This window comes from Shouchella miscanthi (assembly GCF_007725405.1).
Lineage (GTDB): Bacteria > Bacillota > Bacilli > Bacillales > Bacillaceae_D > Shouchella > Shouchella hunanensis.
Window position 1 is genome coordinate 2,888,079 of the sequence record NZ_CP042163.1, and the last position, 14,768, is coordinate 2,902,846.

Here is a 14,768-nt window from a genome sequence, read left to right on the forward strand (position 1 = left end):
TCCTGCTAGCGCAAAAATAGCACAGCAAATATACAATATGCGAATTAACAGTTTCATGGCTTTCCCCTACCCTTTTATTCCTGCTGAAATAACGAAAGACAATCCAATTGACAGAAGGAGAGATACTAGACCGACCGCACGATTATCATTGCCTATTTCTTCATCGACGTTGAAACCTGGTGTTAAAAACTCAAAAATAAAATAGCTAAATAGTAGAAGTACAAAGCCAAAGCTACCCCACATGAGCATCATAAGCAACGATTCAGATTGATGAATGACGTTGGCGAAAATATTCGCCACACCAAACATCTTGCCACCAGTTGCCATTGCAACAGCAACATTGCCTTGCTTAATCTCTTCCCAGTTATTGTACTTCGTGACCGTTTCAAAAATCGCAAGAAAAACAATGAGCATTAAAATCGTAACACTATAATTTGCGATTGTTTGAATCCATTCATTTGACAATAAGCGCTCCATCTCTATAGCCTCCTATTTCAATTCCACTACCGTATTGCCAAGCCCACCTTCATTCATTCCACCATCACGAGAAGATTTAATACGTGGATGACTAGCAACAAATTGCTTTACACCTTTTCTTAGTGCACCAGTGCCTTTTCCATGAATGATGGAGACTTGATGGTAACCAGCAAGGAGGGCATCATCAATATATTTTTCAATTCGATTCATCGCATCATCATAGCGGACACCACGTAGGTCGAGCTCCGCCTTTACATGAGCATCACTACCACGAATAGTTGTAATCGCTTTTTGTGGCTCTATAGTTTTTGCTTGTTCAAGCACTTGTATGTCATCAAGCGCAACTGTCATTTTCATAATACCAAGCTGAACTTGATACTCGTTGTCCGTCACCTTCTTTACAACCGTACCTTTTTGGTTAAAACTGATGACTTTTACTTCATCTCCAGATTTTGGAATACGTTTGGCTTTTTCTGCCGTTTTCTTCACTTGTTTTTGCTTTTTATTGAGCTTTGGCACCGCTTCATTCAGATGCTTTCGAGCGTTAATAAGCTGATGTTCTTTTACCTCATAACCGGCTTTTTGCAAATCTCTAAGTTCGGAAATGATCACTTCTGCCTCTTCTTTCGCATCAGCCACTGCTTTTGCTGCTTTTGCTTCCGCTTCTTCTATCATTTTTTCTTTCATTCTTTCAAATTCATCGAGCTTTGTCGCTAACTCGGTTCGAAGCTTGTCTGCTTCAAGCCGTACTTGGTGCGCTTGACTCCATTCTTGTTCAGTCGATTTGCGGCTATCTTCTAAAGATGAAATCATATTTTCCACTTGTGTCGAATCGCTATCAATCTGTAGTTTCGCATCCGCAATAATACCTTCTCCAAGTCCTAATCGTCTCGAAATCGCAAACGCATTGCTTCGTCCAGGCACACCAACGAGTAACCGGTAAGTCGGTCGAAGGGTTTCTACATCAAATTCGACGCTAGCGTTAATAGCGCCTTCCCGGTTAAACGCATACCCTTTTAATTCACTATAATGCGTTGTCGCAGCCGCCAAAGCCCCTTTCTTATAAACAAAATCAAGAATGGCAATGGCAAGTGCTGCTCCTTCTGTTGGATCTGTGCCTGCTCCTAATTCATCAAAAAGCACAAGGCTATTTGCATTCATTTTCTCTAAAATCGAAACAATGTTTTTCATATGGGATGAAAAGGTACTTAAGCTTTGTTCAATAGACTGCTCATCCCCAATATCTGCAAATACATGCTCAAATACAGCTAATTGGGTTTCTTCTTCAGCAGGCACATGGAGTCCTGATTGCGCCATTACCGTTAGCAAGCCAATTGTTTTAAGGGTAACCGTTTTACCACCTGTATTCGGTCCTGTTATGACGAGAGAACGGACTTGATTTCCAATCGCAATATCACTTGGGACAACGTCTTCACTTGGCAATAAAGGATGCCTCGCTTGTTTTAAATCAATGACCCCTTGATTGTTTAAAATGGGTTTTACCCCTTTAATCGACTTTGCATAATAGCCTTTCGCCGAAATAAAATCCATATCCGCTAGCGTCTCTACATTGACTAATAATTGCGCTTCTTCTTCAGCTACTTTTGATGACAATTCTGTTAAAATACGTTCGATCTCTCGTCTTTCTTTCGCTTTCGCTTCTGTTAACTGATTATTTAACGTGACGATTGAAGCAGGTTCAATAAACAGCGTCGCTCCTGATGAAGATTGATCATGGACAATCCCGCCAAAACTCCCTCGATATTCTTGCTTAACCGGAACAACATACCGGTCGCTACGAATCGTCACAATGGCGTCAGATAACATCTTTCTCGTACCGCTCCCTCTTGTGAGAGATTCGAGTTTTGATTTAATTGTCGATTCATAACTACGCATTTGATGACGGATCGTGCGTAATGCTTGACTCGCTTGATCTAATACAGTGCCATAATCGTCAATACAGCTTTTGATCTCCCTTTCAAGTGGTGACAACGGTTCAAGGACTTCTATTCGCTCTTGCAACAGCGGAATATCAATATTTCCTTCATCAATGATCTCTTCAAAAAAATACTTAAGTTGTTTACTTCCGTAAAGAGTTGATGCAATTTCTGTAAGTTCACTTGCAGAAAGAACCCCTCCAATCGCCGCTCGCTTTACGTGTGCTTTTATATCGCTAATTCCACCTAATGGAACATGGCCTTTTAGACGAATAATATCACTTATTTCAGCAGTTTCATTTTGTACTAATTGAACGTCATCTAAATCGATTAAAGGCTTCAATGCTTGTACACGTTGCTTTCCTAAGCTTGATGCCACAAAACCAATCAGCTGCGCTTTCATTTTATCGTATTCTAACACTCGGAGTACGTGCTCCATTAGTAAAGCCTCCTGTCCTGCTTGTTCGTATTTAACCATGCAATCAATTTTTCCGTTGACCACGTATTAATAATTGTATCATGCGGTACCTTCGCTTTCGTTGCTTGTCCATAACCATAAACAACATCTTCTAACATGTCTATTCGATGAGCATCTGAATTGATTGCAAGAGGTGCACCTACTTCAACCGCCCGCTTTAGCCACATTAATTCTAAATCAAGACGATTTGGATTTGCATTCAGTTCTAATACAGTCCCTGTTTCTTTTGACCATTGAATAAGCTGTTCCACATCTACTTGATAACCTGCACGCTTTCCAATTAAACGTCCGGTGGGATGAGCAATCATGTCGACATGAGGATTAAACATCGCTTGCTTCATCCGTTTCATCATATCTGCTTTACTCTGTGAAAAAGAAGAGTGAATGGATGCAATGACAAAATCAATTGATGCTAGCACGTCATCTTCATAGTCTAGGCTACCGTTTGGTAATATGTCCATTTCAATTCCAGTAAAAATCGAAAAATCCGTATGTCGCTCATTCCAATCCCGAATCGCTTGATGCTGTGCTTTTAACCGTTCGACAGTAAGTCCATTTGCAACTTTTAGATAGTGTGAGTGATCGGTAATGGCAATATGGTGATAACCTTTTTCTTTAGCGGCTTCGGCCATTTCTTCAAATGATTGGGCACCATCACTCCATGTCGTATGCATGTGTAAGTCTGACATCACTTTATAGGGCACAAACTGTTGTCCAATTGGATGTGCATCAATCTCTGTGCCATCTTCTCGTGCTTCCGGGGGAATAAAGGCAGTATGAAAGTGGTGAAAAAAATCAGTCTCATTAGGAAATGTGAGAATTTCGCCGGTTTCTAGTACCTCTACGCCGTACTCATTTATTTTTTCACCTTGTTGTTTTGCTAGCTGCCTCATACGGACATTATGGTCTTTGGAGCCAGTAAAGTGGTGTAAAGCGGTGGCGAACGCTTCATCCGACACAATTCGAAAATCAACAGACACAGAATGAGGGTTTCCTTTTATGTTCAAAGAAACTTTCGTATCCCCTTTTGAAATAATATCGGTTCGATCCTGTAAATCAAGAAGGCGTTGTTTCACAACGGCAGGTTGATCGGTAGCAATGATGTAATCTAAGTCTTTTACAGTTTCGTTTAACCGTCTTAAGCTCCCAGCTCTCGAAAACCGAATGACTTCTGCCCATTCGTTTAACTGACTTTCCACCTTTTTAGCTATAGGCAGGACAGTCGCTAGTGGGAGTCTGTCAGGACGTTCACTCCACGACTCAATCGCTTGAATCATTTTCTCTTCAGACTTGGCTCCAAACCCTTCAAGTGCTTGAATCGTGTTCAATTTGGCTGCTTCAAGCAATCCTTCTTTACTCTCTATCCCTAGCTCTCGATACAATCGCCCTACTTTTTTGCCACCTAAACCTGGAATTTGGATAAGTTCCATTAAGCTGGCAGGTAAGCTTTCTTGTAATTCACTTAATACGGTTGACTGTCCTGTCTCCTTTAACTCTAGTATGACTTCTGAAGTAGCTTTCCCAATTCCTGCAAGTTGCTGTGGTCGATCAATCTCTTGCAAGGACCGTTCATCCTTCTCCAATGCTTGTGCCGCTTTTCGATAAGCTGAAATTTTAAAGGTGTTTTCTCCTTTGATTTCTAAATAACGTGCAATTTCCTCAAGGGTTTGAATCACTTGTTTTTTATCCAACTTCTAACACTCCTTTACAAAAAAAAGCTCGCTATGCGCGAGCAATCATTAAAATGAAGGTCTTACCCATAATTCACTTAACCAGTCTGATAAATAAGGTGTATGATTAATCATTAAATCTGCTACAACCGATGATTGAAGCGCCCCTTGTATGCTTCCTACTGGAATAACTGTTGCAACAAATAAGAGAACAAATAGTAATAGATAAATTTCTAAAAACCCTAATATGCCGCCTAAAAGACTGTTTACCGTTTTTAATATAGGCAAATGAGAAACAAAATCTAACATCGATCCGATAATATGCAAAATGATTTTTGTCACAAAAAAGAGAATCGCAAACGCGATGGCAGAATAATACACACTTTCCGCATCGAACGATTGGATAATCATACCGATGGCTCCATCCCCTGAAAAGTCCGGATATGGAATGTATAGTCGTATCGTATTTGCTAATGGCTCATAATAACGCCAAGCAATAAAAATTGCTACAAAAAAGCTTACTAAGTGAATGAGTTGCAAAATAAACCCTCGGCGCCTTCCAATAAAGAAGCCGAAGAGCAATAATACAAGGATAATTAAACTGAGCATCTTACTCTCCTTCAATGTCCCGTTTTAATTTTAAATAGTCATCCGCAATATTTAATGCAGTGAGTACGGACAATTTCGTTGTATCTAAATATGGATTTCTTTTTTTTAATTCGTCCATTTTATCGTCTATATATTTGGCAACCGTTTTGACATGGGCAGCTTGTTCTTCACTTACCACATTGTACGTTTGACCTTGAATACGGACTGTCGTCCTCGTTTTATTATCATCATTTTCCACGAGAGAACCTCCATACCGTTAAGGCATTAGTTGAAACTAATCTTCATCATACCATGTCAGACTTAAATTGGAAACTGCTAAATAGCTGAAACCCAAAGCTGGCGCAGTTTTTCCATTCTTTCACATAAATCCTCCTTGCCACGAATGCGCCGTTGCTTTGGCCATAACCGGAAAGCCTTTGGCGCAAGCACAGCGTGATACTATTTGCGAAACCTAAAAAAAGAGCTCTTCCATCCATCACTTTAAGTGACTTATTGGAAAAACTCCTTCCATAATTTAAACTAGCAAACGTTTTTTTTTATGAACGTAATGTCGCTTGGTACGTATCTGTTAAAGCTTGTAACACTTGCTCATGCTGCTCTTGCACCTCTTCATCTGTTAACGTTCGTTCATTATGGCGATACGTTAACGAGAAAGCAACTGACTTTTTACCGTCCTCTAAGTGATCACCTTCATATAAATCAAACAGACTCACTTGTTTAAGTAAGCTACCGCCTGCTGCTTGAATCACTGTTGTTAAGTCGGCAACAGGAATGTGCTGATCCACGACAAGAGCAATATCTCGTCCAATCGATGGGAATTTCGGTACACCTTGGTACAGAACCATCTGATTAGCTTGGGTGAAAATCGACTCTATTGTCAATTCAAACACATAAGACTCATCAAGGTTCCACTCATCCTGTAACGCTGGATGAACTTGACCAATTATTCCAATCGGTTCACCTTTTAACAAAACGGTTGCGGTACGACCAGGATGAAAATCAGCTTGTTCTACTTGCTTGAAACTCACGATATCTGTTAAACCGAGTGAAGCAAATAGTTGCTCAACCATGCCTTTTAACAAGAAGAAATCACTTTGCTTCTTCTCGCCTTGCCACATATGGTTTAAGTAAGTGCCGCTAATAAAACCAGCGACACGCTCTTCTTCTCTAGGTAATGTCGTTAATGTTTCTTCCGTTGTTAAGAAAACGGACCCTAGTTCATAAATAAAAAGGTCTTGATTACGGTGGTTACGGTTATGAGCAGCGATATCATATAAATGTGGCAGCAAGCTCGTACGCATCACACTTCGTTCTTCACTCATCGGCTTGTCAATGCGTATTGGCTGGTAGACATCGTCAACGAAACGTGCTGCTTTGGCAGGACTTGTTAAAGAGTAGCTTATGACATCTGCCAACCCAGAAGCGCTAAGAACACTGCGAATTTGAGTGCGAATGAGCTGTTTCGGCGATCGTTTTCCTTGAGTGGTTGTGCCGATTGGTAACGTAGAAGGAATGTTATCATATCCGTGTATACGTGCGACTTCTTCATAAAGGTCTTGTTTAATCACAAGGTCTTTTCGACGCTCAGGGATGGTGACAACGAGATCATGATCTACTTTTTCGCACGGAAGCTGGAGACGCCCCATGATGCTAGCCACTTCAGATATGGATAAAGTCGTTCCTAAACGATGGTTCATTTGATCCAAGTTAAGAGAAATCGTTGTTTCTTTTTTCACACGATGATCGACAGTTACATCGCCACTTAATACTTGACCACCAGCTAAGTCTTGAATTAAGTAAGCTGCTCTCCTCGCCGCTTCTCCAATTCTGCTCTCATTCACACCTTTTTCAAATCGAGCACTTGAATCGCTTCTCAGATTGTTTCGTTTAGATGACTTTCGAACAAGTCCAGGTGCAAACGATGCCGCTTCAAGAACAATCGTTGTGGTTGAATCTGTCACTTCGGAATCCAATCCGCCCATTACCCCTGCTAAAGCAACAGGCTCTTTTCCATTCGTAATAACGAGTTGCTCTTGGCTTAACGTCCGTTCAATCCCATCTAATGTAGTGAATGATTCATCGCTGTACGCGCGTCGAACGTGAATTTTTCCTGTTCCAAGGGCATGATAGTCAAACGCATGTAACGGCTGACCATATTCAAGCAACACATAGTTCGTCACGTCTACCACATTGCTTATCGGGCGTATTCCCGCTGCCATTAGGCGATTTTGTAACCAAGCAGGTGAAGGTCCAACTTGAACATTTTTTATTACTAGTGCTTGGTAAAATGGTGTTTCTTCAGCATGATCAACTTGTACGCTAATATAATCTTCAGCCGCTTCTTTAATTTCTCTTACTTTTGCTTTTGGCAACTTAACTGGACGATCATATAGAGCCGCTAACTCATAGGCTACACCAATCATATGCATACAATCTGATCGATTCGCAGTTAAGTCTAGTTCAAGAACTCGATCATTTAATGCCATTATCGCAAGCACATCATCTCCAGGGTCTACTTCTGCACCCTCGGGAAAAACATAAATTCCTTCTGCATAGCGCTTAGGAACAAGCTTTCCTTCAATGCCAAGCTCTTGTAAAGAGCAAATCATCCCTTGAGAAAGTTGGCCTCTTAATTTTGCCTTTTTAATCTTCACATTACCGGGTAATCGCGCTCCAACCTTAGCAACAGCCACATATTGACCAGCGTCAACATTCGGTGCACCGCAAACAATTTGAACTGGTTCCTCTTCCCCAATGTCTACTTGGCAGACATTTAATTTATCTGCGTCTGGATGTTGCTCAATTGCTTTTACATAACCGACCACAATGTTGGTTGCGCCGTTGTTTCGATTATGAATAAAATCAATTTCGATTCCACTTCGCGTCATCTTCTCCGCAATTTCTTCTGGCGTAATATCATCTATTTCAATGTAGTGTTGTAACCATTCGTATGAAACTAACATTTATTTTTTATCCCCCTCACTTTGTATGAAACTGCTGTAGAAACCGGTTATCATTTGTATAAAACTGGCGAATATCATCAACGTCATACTTTAGCATCGCTAGTCGCTCAACACCCATTCCAAAAGCAAATCCACTGTATTCATTTGGATCAAATCCACTCATTTCGAGTACACGGGGATGAACCATGCCTGCGCCTAATACTTCAATCCAGCCAGATTGCTTACACACTCGACAGCCTTGTCCTTTGCAAATCCCACATGACACGTCAATTTCTACTGATGGTTCTGTAAAAGGAAAGAAGCTTGGACGTAAACGAATTTCGCGATCTTGTCCAAAAAACTGTTTAGCAAAGAGTTCAAGTACACCTTTTAAATCACTCATACGAACGTCTTTGTCTACATAAAGCCCTTCTGCTTGCATAAATTGATGAGAATGAGTCGCATCATCATCATCACGTCTAAATACTTTTCCTGGAGCGACTACTTTAACTGGCCCCTTCCCTTTATGAGCTTCCATTGTTCGTGCTTGAACTGGCGATGTCTGCGTTCGAAGCAATGTGTCCTCTGTTATATAGAAAGAGTCTTGCATATCACGAGCAGGGTGATCTTTCGGTAAGTTTAAGGCTTCAAAATTGTAATAGTCTGTTTCAATTTCAGGACCTTCCCCAACTGAAAAGCCCATTCCTAAAAAGATTTCTTCAATTTCACGAACGACTTGATTTAGTGGGTGGGTTGTTCCTTGTGTCGGTTTACGTCCAGGTAGCGTGACGTCAATCGTTTCTGCCTTTAATTTCTGATCAAGAGCAGAAGCGGCCATCTTCTCCATTTTTTCGTCAATTGCTGCTTTAATCTCATCACGAACGACATTAGCCAATGCGCCAATAACCGGTCGCTCTTCAGCAGATAACTTCCCCATCCCACGTAATACTTCCGTGATCGGACCTTTTTTCCCTAAATAGGCGACGCGTACGTCTTGTAATTCTTTCTCTGATTGAGCTGCTGTCACTTTAGCTAACGCTTCTTGTTTTAATCCTTCTAATTGTTCTCGCATCTTATAGCCTCCCTTAGCATTCAAGAAAACAACAAAAAGAGCCTCCATCCCCTGGAAAGGGACGAAAGCTCGCGGTACCACCCTTAGTTCACATACGTAAAAACGTTGACTTCATTCACTATAACGGCTCTTAACCGGTATCCTCTTTTAAGAGGACAGCTCCAGAGTGAATTCAGTCCTGCCGTTCCTTAAAGTTGCTTCCAGTCTAGACAACTTCTCCCTATAAGGTGGTCATGAACGTACTACTCTCTATCATTGCTTTTTTCGTTATTTTATTGTCTTCTATTATAATCAACTTGCCCTTAATGTGCAAGGCTACCCTTGTAAAGAAAAAAGCAAAATGCCAGTTGCTATTCCTACATTAAGCGACTCCGAACGCTGACTGATTGGAATATAGACATTTTCGGTTGCTTGAGAAAGTAAAGAGGGCTGTACACCTTCTCCTTCATTCCCTACGAGTAGTGCAAAGGAAGGGTAGGTTTGATCTCGCTTAAGAGGAGAAGCGTTTGTTAAAGCTGTACCTATGACGGGTACAGTTTCCTTTTTAAAAGTCTCTATCCATTGATGAAGATCACCTGTGTAAACAGGCATGTGAAATAAAGCACCTTGGGTCGAGCGAATGACTTTATCATTATATACATCCACTGTTCCTTTACCTAAGATGACGCCTGACGCATGTAGTGCGAGAGCCGTCCGTATGATCGTCCCAACGTTTCCTGGATCTTGAACGCTATCAAGCAACACATACGTTCCGGTTAACGACGTCGGTTGTTTCCAAACTTTTTTTTGACAAACGGCGATGATACCTGGAGCCGTTTCGGTCATTGATAATTCATCCATAACTGCTTGTGTGACATAGTATACAGAACCAGAGAAAGGTGTCTCATAGTCGGTACGAGTTGTGATCATCGCCTCGATCGCAACAGATGCTGCAAGTGCCTCATCAACTAGATGATCGCCTTCTATGAGGAATGAGTCAGCCTGCTCTCTCCCTTTTCTCGTGTGTAACTTTTTCCATGCCTTTACGCGTTCATTTTTCGTTGATTCAATTGTCTTCAACTGTTTACCCTCTCTTTTTTACTGTTCTTCCTAAAAGAATAGCTTGTTTTATACATAATTTCTACCCTTTAGAAGCCATACTATAGAGGATTCATTTAACCTAGGGGGTAATCGCATGGGATTTAACTTACGTGGTGCCATTATGTCTAATATTCAAGGATCAAGCCAAGAGGATGTTGAAGCAACGATTCTAGACGCTATTCAAAGCGGCGAAGAAAAGATGCTTCCTGGACTTGGCGTTCTCTTTGAAGTGTACTGGCAGCAAGCAGATGAATCAACAAAAGATCAACTTTGCGCCGATATTAGCAAAGGCTTAAACTAAAAAAAGCGAGCGATTCCGCTCGCTTTTTTTGTATATACCTTTTAAGACTACTTGCCTTTATCCCGCATAGACATAGTACATGTCTATTATTTGAGGTGTAACCTTTGCTAATCCGATGGTTCTTTTCCATAATCGCATTCATCCTACTGTGTTACGGTATATCGTTTATGTTTCAACATCCGATGGAAACATATGGGTTCCGTGGATTTCGCTTTTTCTTATTTATCTTCCATCTTTGCATCTTCTTATATGGCATTGATTTAATTCGTAATCGTTTAAACGAACCTTAATTCATATAAACGACATTAATCAGAATAAATAAGACGACGACGCTTAAACCGATTAAAACCCATGGCGCCAATTTCCACTTCCCTTTTTCTCCTTTTCCAAGAGAGGCCAAACTAAAGCCAACACTAGCAAATAAGACGAGTAGTGCAATGGAACCAAGCGCATTGGTGACCCATGAAGGATAAGTTGTTGCAAAACCCGTTATAAGAAACACCGCAAATACGCTCAGCATAACAGAAGAAATGACTGTTAACACAAAAGACCACTTTCCGTATCGATCCATTTGCTAACCCCTTTTACTTATGAACCAAACGTTAACTGTTTCACTGTGTCTGCATCCAATTTTTTAATGACTTCCACTAATAGCTTGACCGTATTCTCATAGTCATCTCGATGTAAAATACCTGCATGAGTGTGGATGTATCGCGTCGCAACGGTAATGGAAAGAGCCGGTACCCCATTTGCAGTCAAATGAATAGAGCCAGAATCAGTACCTCCACCTGCAATCGAATCATATTGATACGGTATTTTATTTTCATCTGCCGTTTGTATAACAAGATCTCGAAGATCTTTATGAGGGATCATCGATGCATCAAACAAGATGATTTGCGGACCTTTCCCTAAGGTACCTTCGCCTTTTGTTCCAGGTGTGTCAGCTCCTATCCCTACATCAACACCAAATCCAATATCTGGTTGAACAGCATGGGCGCTTGTCTTTGCTCCTCGTAATCCTACTTCCTCTTGGACGGTACCCACACCATAGACAACATTAGGGTGCTCTTGACCTTGTAACTGTTTTAAGACGTCAATAGCGATTGCGCACCCGATACGGTTATCCCAAGCCTTCGCCATTAATAGCTTTTCATTTTTCATAACGGTAAATTCACAAACTGGCACAACTGCATCTCCTGGCATAATTCCAAATTCAGCTGCTTCTTCTTTAGAGCTTGCCCCAACGTCTATAAACATGTCTTTTATATCAACAGGTTTTTTTCGAGCCTCTGGTGACAAAACATGAGGTGGTTTAGAGCCGATGACACCTGCAACATTTCCTTTTTTCGTCATAATGGTCACTCGTTGTGCGAGCATCACTTGCCCCCACCAGCCACCAATCGTTTGAAAACGTAGGAAACCTTTATCGTCAATTGTCGTCACCATAAAGCCAATCTCATCTAAATGGCCAGCAATCATAATTTTAGGACCTGCTTCATTGCCCACTTTCTTAGCAATCAAACTTCCTAGATGATCGGTCTCGATCGAATCCGCATATGGAGAGATGTATGATTTCATTACATCTCTAGCTTCTTTCTCAAAGCCAGAAATTCCATTTGCATCTGTTAAATCTTTTAGCATTTGTAATTGTTGATCCAAATTTAGCACTCCCTCTTTGCACAATACCGTTAGTATAACGAAATTTCTTTTTTTCAACAAACGTTTAGTGGACAAGTTGTTCGGGAAACTTTATAACTATTAATGAAACCTTCCTTTTTCTTCTTACGTAGTATGACTAGTAAGGGATCTATTTTGAAAGGAGCTGTCCTCTATGCTTGTTATTCTATTCCGCATTCTCATTATCTTAACCATAATTGTCATTGCTTATAGCCTCATTAAATATATAGTAAAGCCTGAGAGGAAGCTGACAAAAGCGCAGGAAAAAAGAGAATTTTATTTCCTTGATGAAGAGGATAATGTCCGAAAAAATTTTTTTATAACGTATAAGGGCTTAATGTTTGAAGGGGAAAAATATTTAGAGGCTACAGCTGATTCCTTTGACATTACTCGTATTCACATGCAAATGGATCAGCATTCTTTAAAGGGCTTTCGCTATGAAGACTTTCATTTTTTAGAAGAAGAAATTCGAATCCGCTATCCAAAAGCTTCAATAGAATGGTCAAAACCAGTTAAAGCGTTCATGAAATCGTCATCGACAAGCGATCAACCTATTACGTAAGTAAGCAAAGACAACGCCAGCATACTCTTACTTGAGTACGCTGGCGTTTTGTTATTACTCGGCTTTTTTCAAGCCAATATTAGCTCGAACCTTTACTTCAGAATATTTCTGCTCATTTCGTTCTTTAGATAAATAGGTGCCAATAATGCCTCCTAAGAAGCCAATAGGAACTGAAATAATTGCCGGATTCGTTAAATCAATTAACGGATCACCGACTATAAACGCAGTGCCATCAGCTCTTATGACATTCGGACTCACGGCAACTAAGAACAACGCAGACAGTAAACCTGATAGCATAGCCGTAATGGCCCCCGTTGTGTTAAAACGCTTCCAATAGATGGTGTATACGATGACTGGGAGATTCGCACTTGCCGCCACACAGAACGCTAGTGCAACTAAAAAAGCAACGTTCATATTTTGAGCAAACAGGGCAAGTATGATTGACAAGATCGCTACTGTGACAGAGGCTAGTCGCGCTGCTACCACTTCTTGTTTTGGTGTTGCTTGACCCTTTTTAATGATTTGTCCATACACATCATGGGCAAATGCAGATGCTCCTGACAAAACTAGACCAGCAACAACAGCAAGAATCGTCGCAAATGCAACAGCTGCTACAAACGACATGAATAGTTCTCCACCCAGCTCCTCAGCTAATAAAGGGGCTGCCATATTCCCAGCTGGATTTGCTTCCATTATAGCATCAGAACCTACAAAAGCAGCTGCACCAAAGCCTAAGAAAATCGTAAGTAAATAGAAGATCCCAACAATCCACGTTGCCGTTACAACAGAGCTTCTTGCTGTCTTCGCATCTCTTACTGTGAAGAAGCGCATAAGAATATGTGGAAGCCCCGCTGTACCTAGTACTAATGCAAGCATTAAGGAAATGGAATCAATTGGAGCTCTTCCCTGGCCACCTGGATTTAAAAACCCTTCTCCTTCCATTGAACTTACCGTTGAGAACATTTCAGCAATATTAAAGTTAAATTGAAACAGCACCATAATGGAGATTAACACTGTAGCAATCATAAGCAATGCTGCTTTTACGATTTGCACCCAGCTCGTCGCAGTCATTCCTCCAAAAAGTACATACGTTGTCATCATCACGCCTACTAGTAAAACAGCCCATGTATAAGGAATATTGAAAAGAAGTTGTATAAGTGCACCGGCTCCTACAAGTTGCGCAATCATATAGAAAATGACAATGGTAATCGTACTTCCAGCGGCGACACCTCGAACTTTCCGAGCATCGAATCGAGAATGAATCATATCAGCTAATGTATATTTTCCTAGGTTGCGCAACGGCTCGGCGACAATGAACATTACGACGAGGTACGCGACTAAGTAACCAATACTATAAAAGAAACCATCAAATCCAAAAAGGGCTATTGCACCTGCTATCCCTAGAAAAGATGCCGCAGATAAATAATCTCCAGCAATCGCCAAACCATTTTGCCACCCTGTAAGCCCGCCTCCTGCTGTATAAAATTCACTTGCTGTTTTTGTTCGCTTGGCAGCAAAATACGTAATAACAAGGGTTAATGCAACGATTGCTAAAAACAGTGTAATGACGGCTGGATTCATAGACTAGCCCTCTCTTTCTGTTCACTTTCTTCGATTACCTCTTCAGCGAGTTTATCGAATTTAGCCGCTTTTTTTACGTAAAGCGTACACAAAGTCCAGGTCATGATAAATTGTGCTACAGCTAACACCCAAGCCCACGTAATATCGCCAAAAACTCGTCCATTTAACACATCTGTATAAACGGCAAGTACGGGTAACGAAAAGTAAAAAAGCATAAAAAAGATGATGGATGGAATTAAAAAGCCTTTTTTCTCTTTCATCAGACGTTTAAAAGACGGGCTCTTCTCAATTTTCTCATAGTACGAATCCTGATTTTTCCTCATGCCGACTCCTCCTCTATGGGTTTCAATTCATTAGTAAAACGATTTTCCTCCTTAAACAT

14 protein-coding genes and 1 other annotated feature are annotated in these 14,768 nt (G+C 40.9%); of the genes, 2 read left to right on the forward strand and 12 right to left on the reverse strand.

Annotated features, from left to right (window positions below):
- Positions 1-66: 66 nt before the first annotated feature.
- The 8 genes from FPV17_RS14655 to FPV17_RS14690 all read right to left on the reverse strand — a co-directional run bounded on the left by FPV17_RS14655 (position 67) and on the right by FPV17_RS14690 (position 10,244).
- Complete coding sequence (locus tag FPV17_RS14655; RefSeq protein WP_038481759.1) at positions 67-477, reverse strand: DUF350 domain-containing protein; 411 nt, start codon at positions 475-477, stop codon at positions 67-69.
- 12 nt (positions 478-489) lie between these two features.
- Positions 490-2,853, reverse strand: a complete 2,364-nt coding sequence (locus FPV17_RS14660; RefSeq protein ID WP_144559337.1) for an endonuclease MutS2 — start codon at positions 2,851-2,853, stop codon at positions 490-492.
- A complete protein-coding gene (polX, locus tag FPV17_RS14665) occupies positions 2,853-4,583 on the reverse strand; it encodes a DNA polymerase/3'-5' exonuclease PolX (RefSeq protein ID WP_144559338.1) in 1,731 nt (576 codons plus the stop codon). The genes FPV17_RS14660 and polX overlap by 1 nt, the downstream gene beginning before the upstream one ends.
- Before the next feature lie 48 nt (positions 4,584-4,631).
- Positions 4,632-5,171, reverse strand: coding sequence for a CvpA family protein (locus tag FPV17_RS14670; RefSeq protein ID WP_035397711.1), 540 nt, complete (start codon positions 5,169-5,171; stop codon positions 4,632-4,634).
- A gap of 1 nt (position 5,172) precedes the next feature.
- Positions 5,173-5,409 carry a cell division protein ZapA gene (gene zapA / locus FPV17_RS14675; RefSeq protein ID WP_035397709.1) on the reverse strand — a complete coding sequence of 79 codons (237 nt, stop codon included), beginning with the start codon at positions 5,407-5,409 and terminating at the stop codon, positions 5,173-5,175.
- 298 nt (positions 5,410-5,707) lie between these two features.
- Positions 5,708-8,134 (reverse strand): phenylalanine--tRNA ligase subunit beta, encoded by a 2,427-nt coding sequence (gene pheT / locus FPV17_RS14680; protein ID WP_144559339.1) that lies wholly within the window; start codon positions 8,132-8,134, stop codon positions 5,708-5,710.
- A gap of 16 nt (positions 8,135-8,150) precedes the next feature.
- The gene (gene pheS / locus FPV17_RS14685; RefSeq protein ID WP_035397706.1) at positions 8,151-9,185 is read right to left on the reverse strand and encodes a phenylalanine--tRNA ligase subunit alpha; all 1,035 of its coding nucleotides are present in this window, start codon (positions 9,183-9,185) and stop codon (positions 8,151-8,153) included.
- A gap of 54 nt (positions 9,186-9,239) precedes the next feature.
- Positions 9,240-9,450, reverse strand: a binding site (T-box leader).
- Positions 9,451-9,500: 50 nt separating this feature from the next.
- On the reverse strand, positions 9,501-10,244 hold the full coding sequence (locus tag FPV17_RS14690; RefSeq protein ID WP_035397704.1) for a TrmH family RNA methyltransferase: 744 nt from the start codon (positions 10,242-10,244) through the stop codon (positions 9,501-9,503).
- Positions 10,245-10,359: 115 nt separating this feature from the next.
- On the opposite strand from FPV17_RS14690, the gene sspI reads away from it, so the two are divergent.
- Positions 10,360-10,566, forward strand: a complete 207-nt coding sequence (gene sspI / locus FPV17_RS14695; protein ID WP_035397702.1) for a small acid-soluble spore protein SspI — start codon at positions 10,360-10,362, stop codon at positions 10,564-10,566.
- A gap of 286 nt (positions 10,567-10,852) precedes the next feature.
- Here the strand turns inward: sspI and FPV17_RS14700 are convergent, their stop codons facing one another.
- Positions 10,853-11,137 carry a hypothetical protein gene (locus FPV17_RS14700; RefSeq protein WP_035397700.1) on the reverse strand — a complete coding sequence of 95 codons (285 nt, stop codon included), beginning with the start codon at positions 11,135-11,137 and terminating at the stop codon, positions 10,853-10,855.
- A gap of 17 nt (positions 11,138-11,154) precedes the next feature.
- On the reverse strand, positions 11,155-12,225 hold the full coding sequence (locus FPV17_RS14705; protein ID WP_490723215.1) for a M42 family metallopeptidase: 1,071 nt from the start codon (positions 12,223-12,225) through the stop codon (positions 11,155-11,157).
- 172 nt (positions 12,226-12,397) lie between these two features.
- On the opposite strand from FPV17_RS14705, the gene FPV17_RS14710 reads away from it, so the two are divergent.
- Positions 12,398-12,805, forward strand: coding sequence for a hypothetical protein (locus FPV17_RS14710; RefSeq protein WP_035397698.1), 408 nt, complete (start codon positions 12,398-12,400; stop codon positions 12,803-12,805).
- A gap of 54 nt (positions 12,806-12,859) precedes the next feature.
- Here FPV17_RS14710 and FPV17_RS14715 read toward each other — a convergent pair whose 3' ends face one another.
- Together FPV17_RS14715 and FPV17_RS14720 are read right to left on the reverse strand one after the other, a co-directional pair.
- Positions 12,860-14,386 carry a solute symporter family protein gene (locus FPV17_RS14715; protein ID WP_035397695.1) on the reverse strand — a complete coding sequence of 509 codons (1,527 nt, stop codon included), beginning with the start codon at positions 14,384-14,386 and terminating at the stop codon, positions 12,860-12,862.
- Complete coding sequence (locus tag FPV17_RS14720; protein ID WP_035397693.1) at positions 14,383-14,709, reverse strand: DUF485 domain-containing protein; 327 nt, start codon at positions 14,707-14,709, stop codon at positions 14,383-14,385. Before FPV17_RS14720 ends, FPV17_RS14715 begins: the two co-directional genes overlap by 4 nt.
- Positions 14,710-14,768 lie beyond the last annotated feature (59 nt).

Excerpts from the sequence above, each read along its gene's own strand:
- FPV17_RS14660 (WP_144559337.1), bottom strand. The coding sequence starts at position 2,853 with ATGGAGCACGTACTCCGAGTGTTAGAATACGATAAAATGAAAGCGCAG.
- FPV17_RS14700 (WP_035397700.1), bottom strand. The coding sequence starts at position 11,137 with ATGGATCGATACGGAAAGTGGTCTTTTGTGTTAACAGTCATTTCTTCT.
- FPV17_RS14715 (WP_035397695.1), bottom strand. The coding sequence starts at position 14,386 with ATGAATCCAGCCGTCATTACACTGTTTTTAGCAATCGTTGCATTAACC.
- FPV17_RS14710 (WP_035397698.1), top strand. The coding sequence starts at position 12,398 with ATGCTTGTTATTCTATTCCGCATTCTCATTATCTTAACCATAATTGTC.
- pheS (WP_035397706.1), bottom strand. The coding sequence starts at position 9,185 with ATGCGAGAACAATTAGAAGGATTAAAACAAGAAGCGTTAGCTAAAGTG.
- sspI (WP_035397702.1), top strand. The coding sequence starts at position 10,360 with ATGGGATTTAACTTACGTGGTGCCATTATGTCTAATATTCAAGGATCA.
- FPV17_RS14670 (WP_035397711.1), bottom strand. The coding sequence starts at position 5,171 with ATGCTCAGTTTAATTATCCTTGTATTATTGCTCTTCGGCTTCTTTATT.
- FPV17_RS14720 (WP_035397693.1), bottom strand. The coding sequence starts at position 14,709 with ATGAGGAAAAATCAGGATTCGTACTATGAGAAAATTGAGAAGAGCCCG.
- pheT (WP_144559339.1), bottom strand. The coding sequence starts at position 8,134 with ATGTTAGTTTCATACGAATGGTTACAACACTACATTGAAATAGATGAT.
- FPV17_RS14655 (WP_038481759.1), bottom strand. The coding sequence starts at position 477 with ATGGAGCGCTTATTGTCAAATGAATGGATTCAAACAATCGCAAATTAT.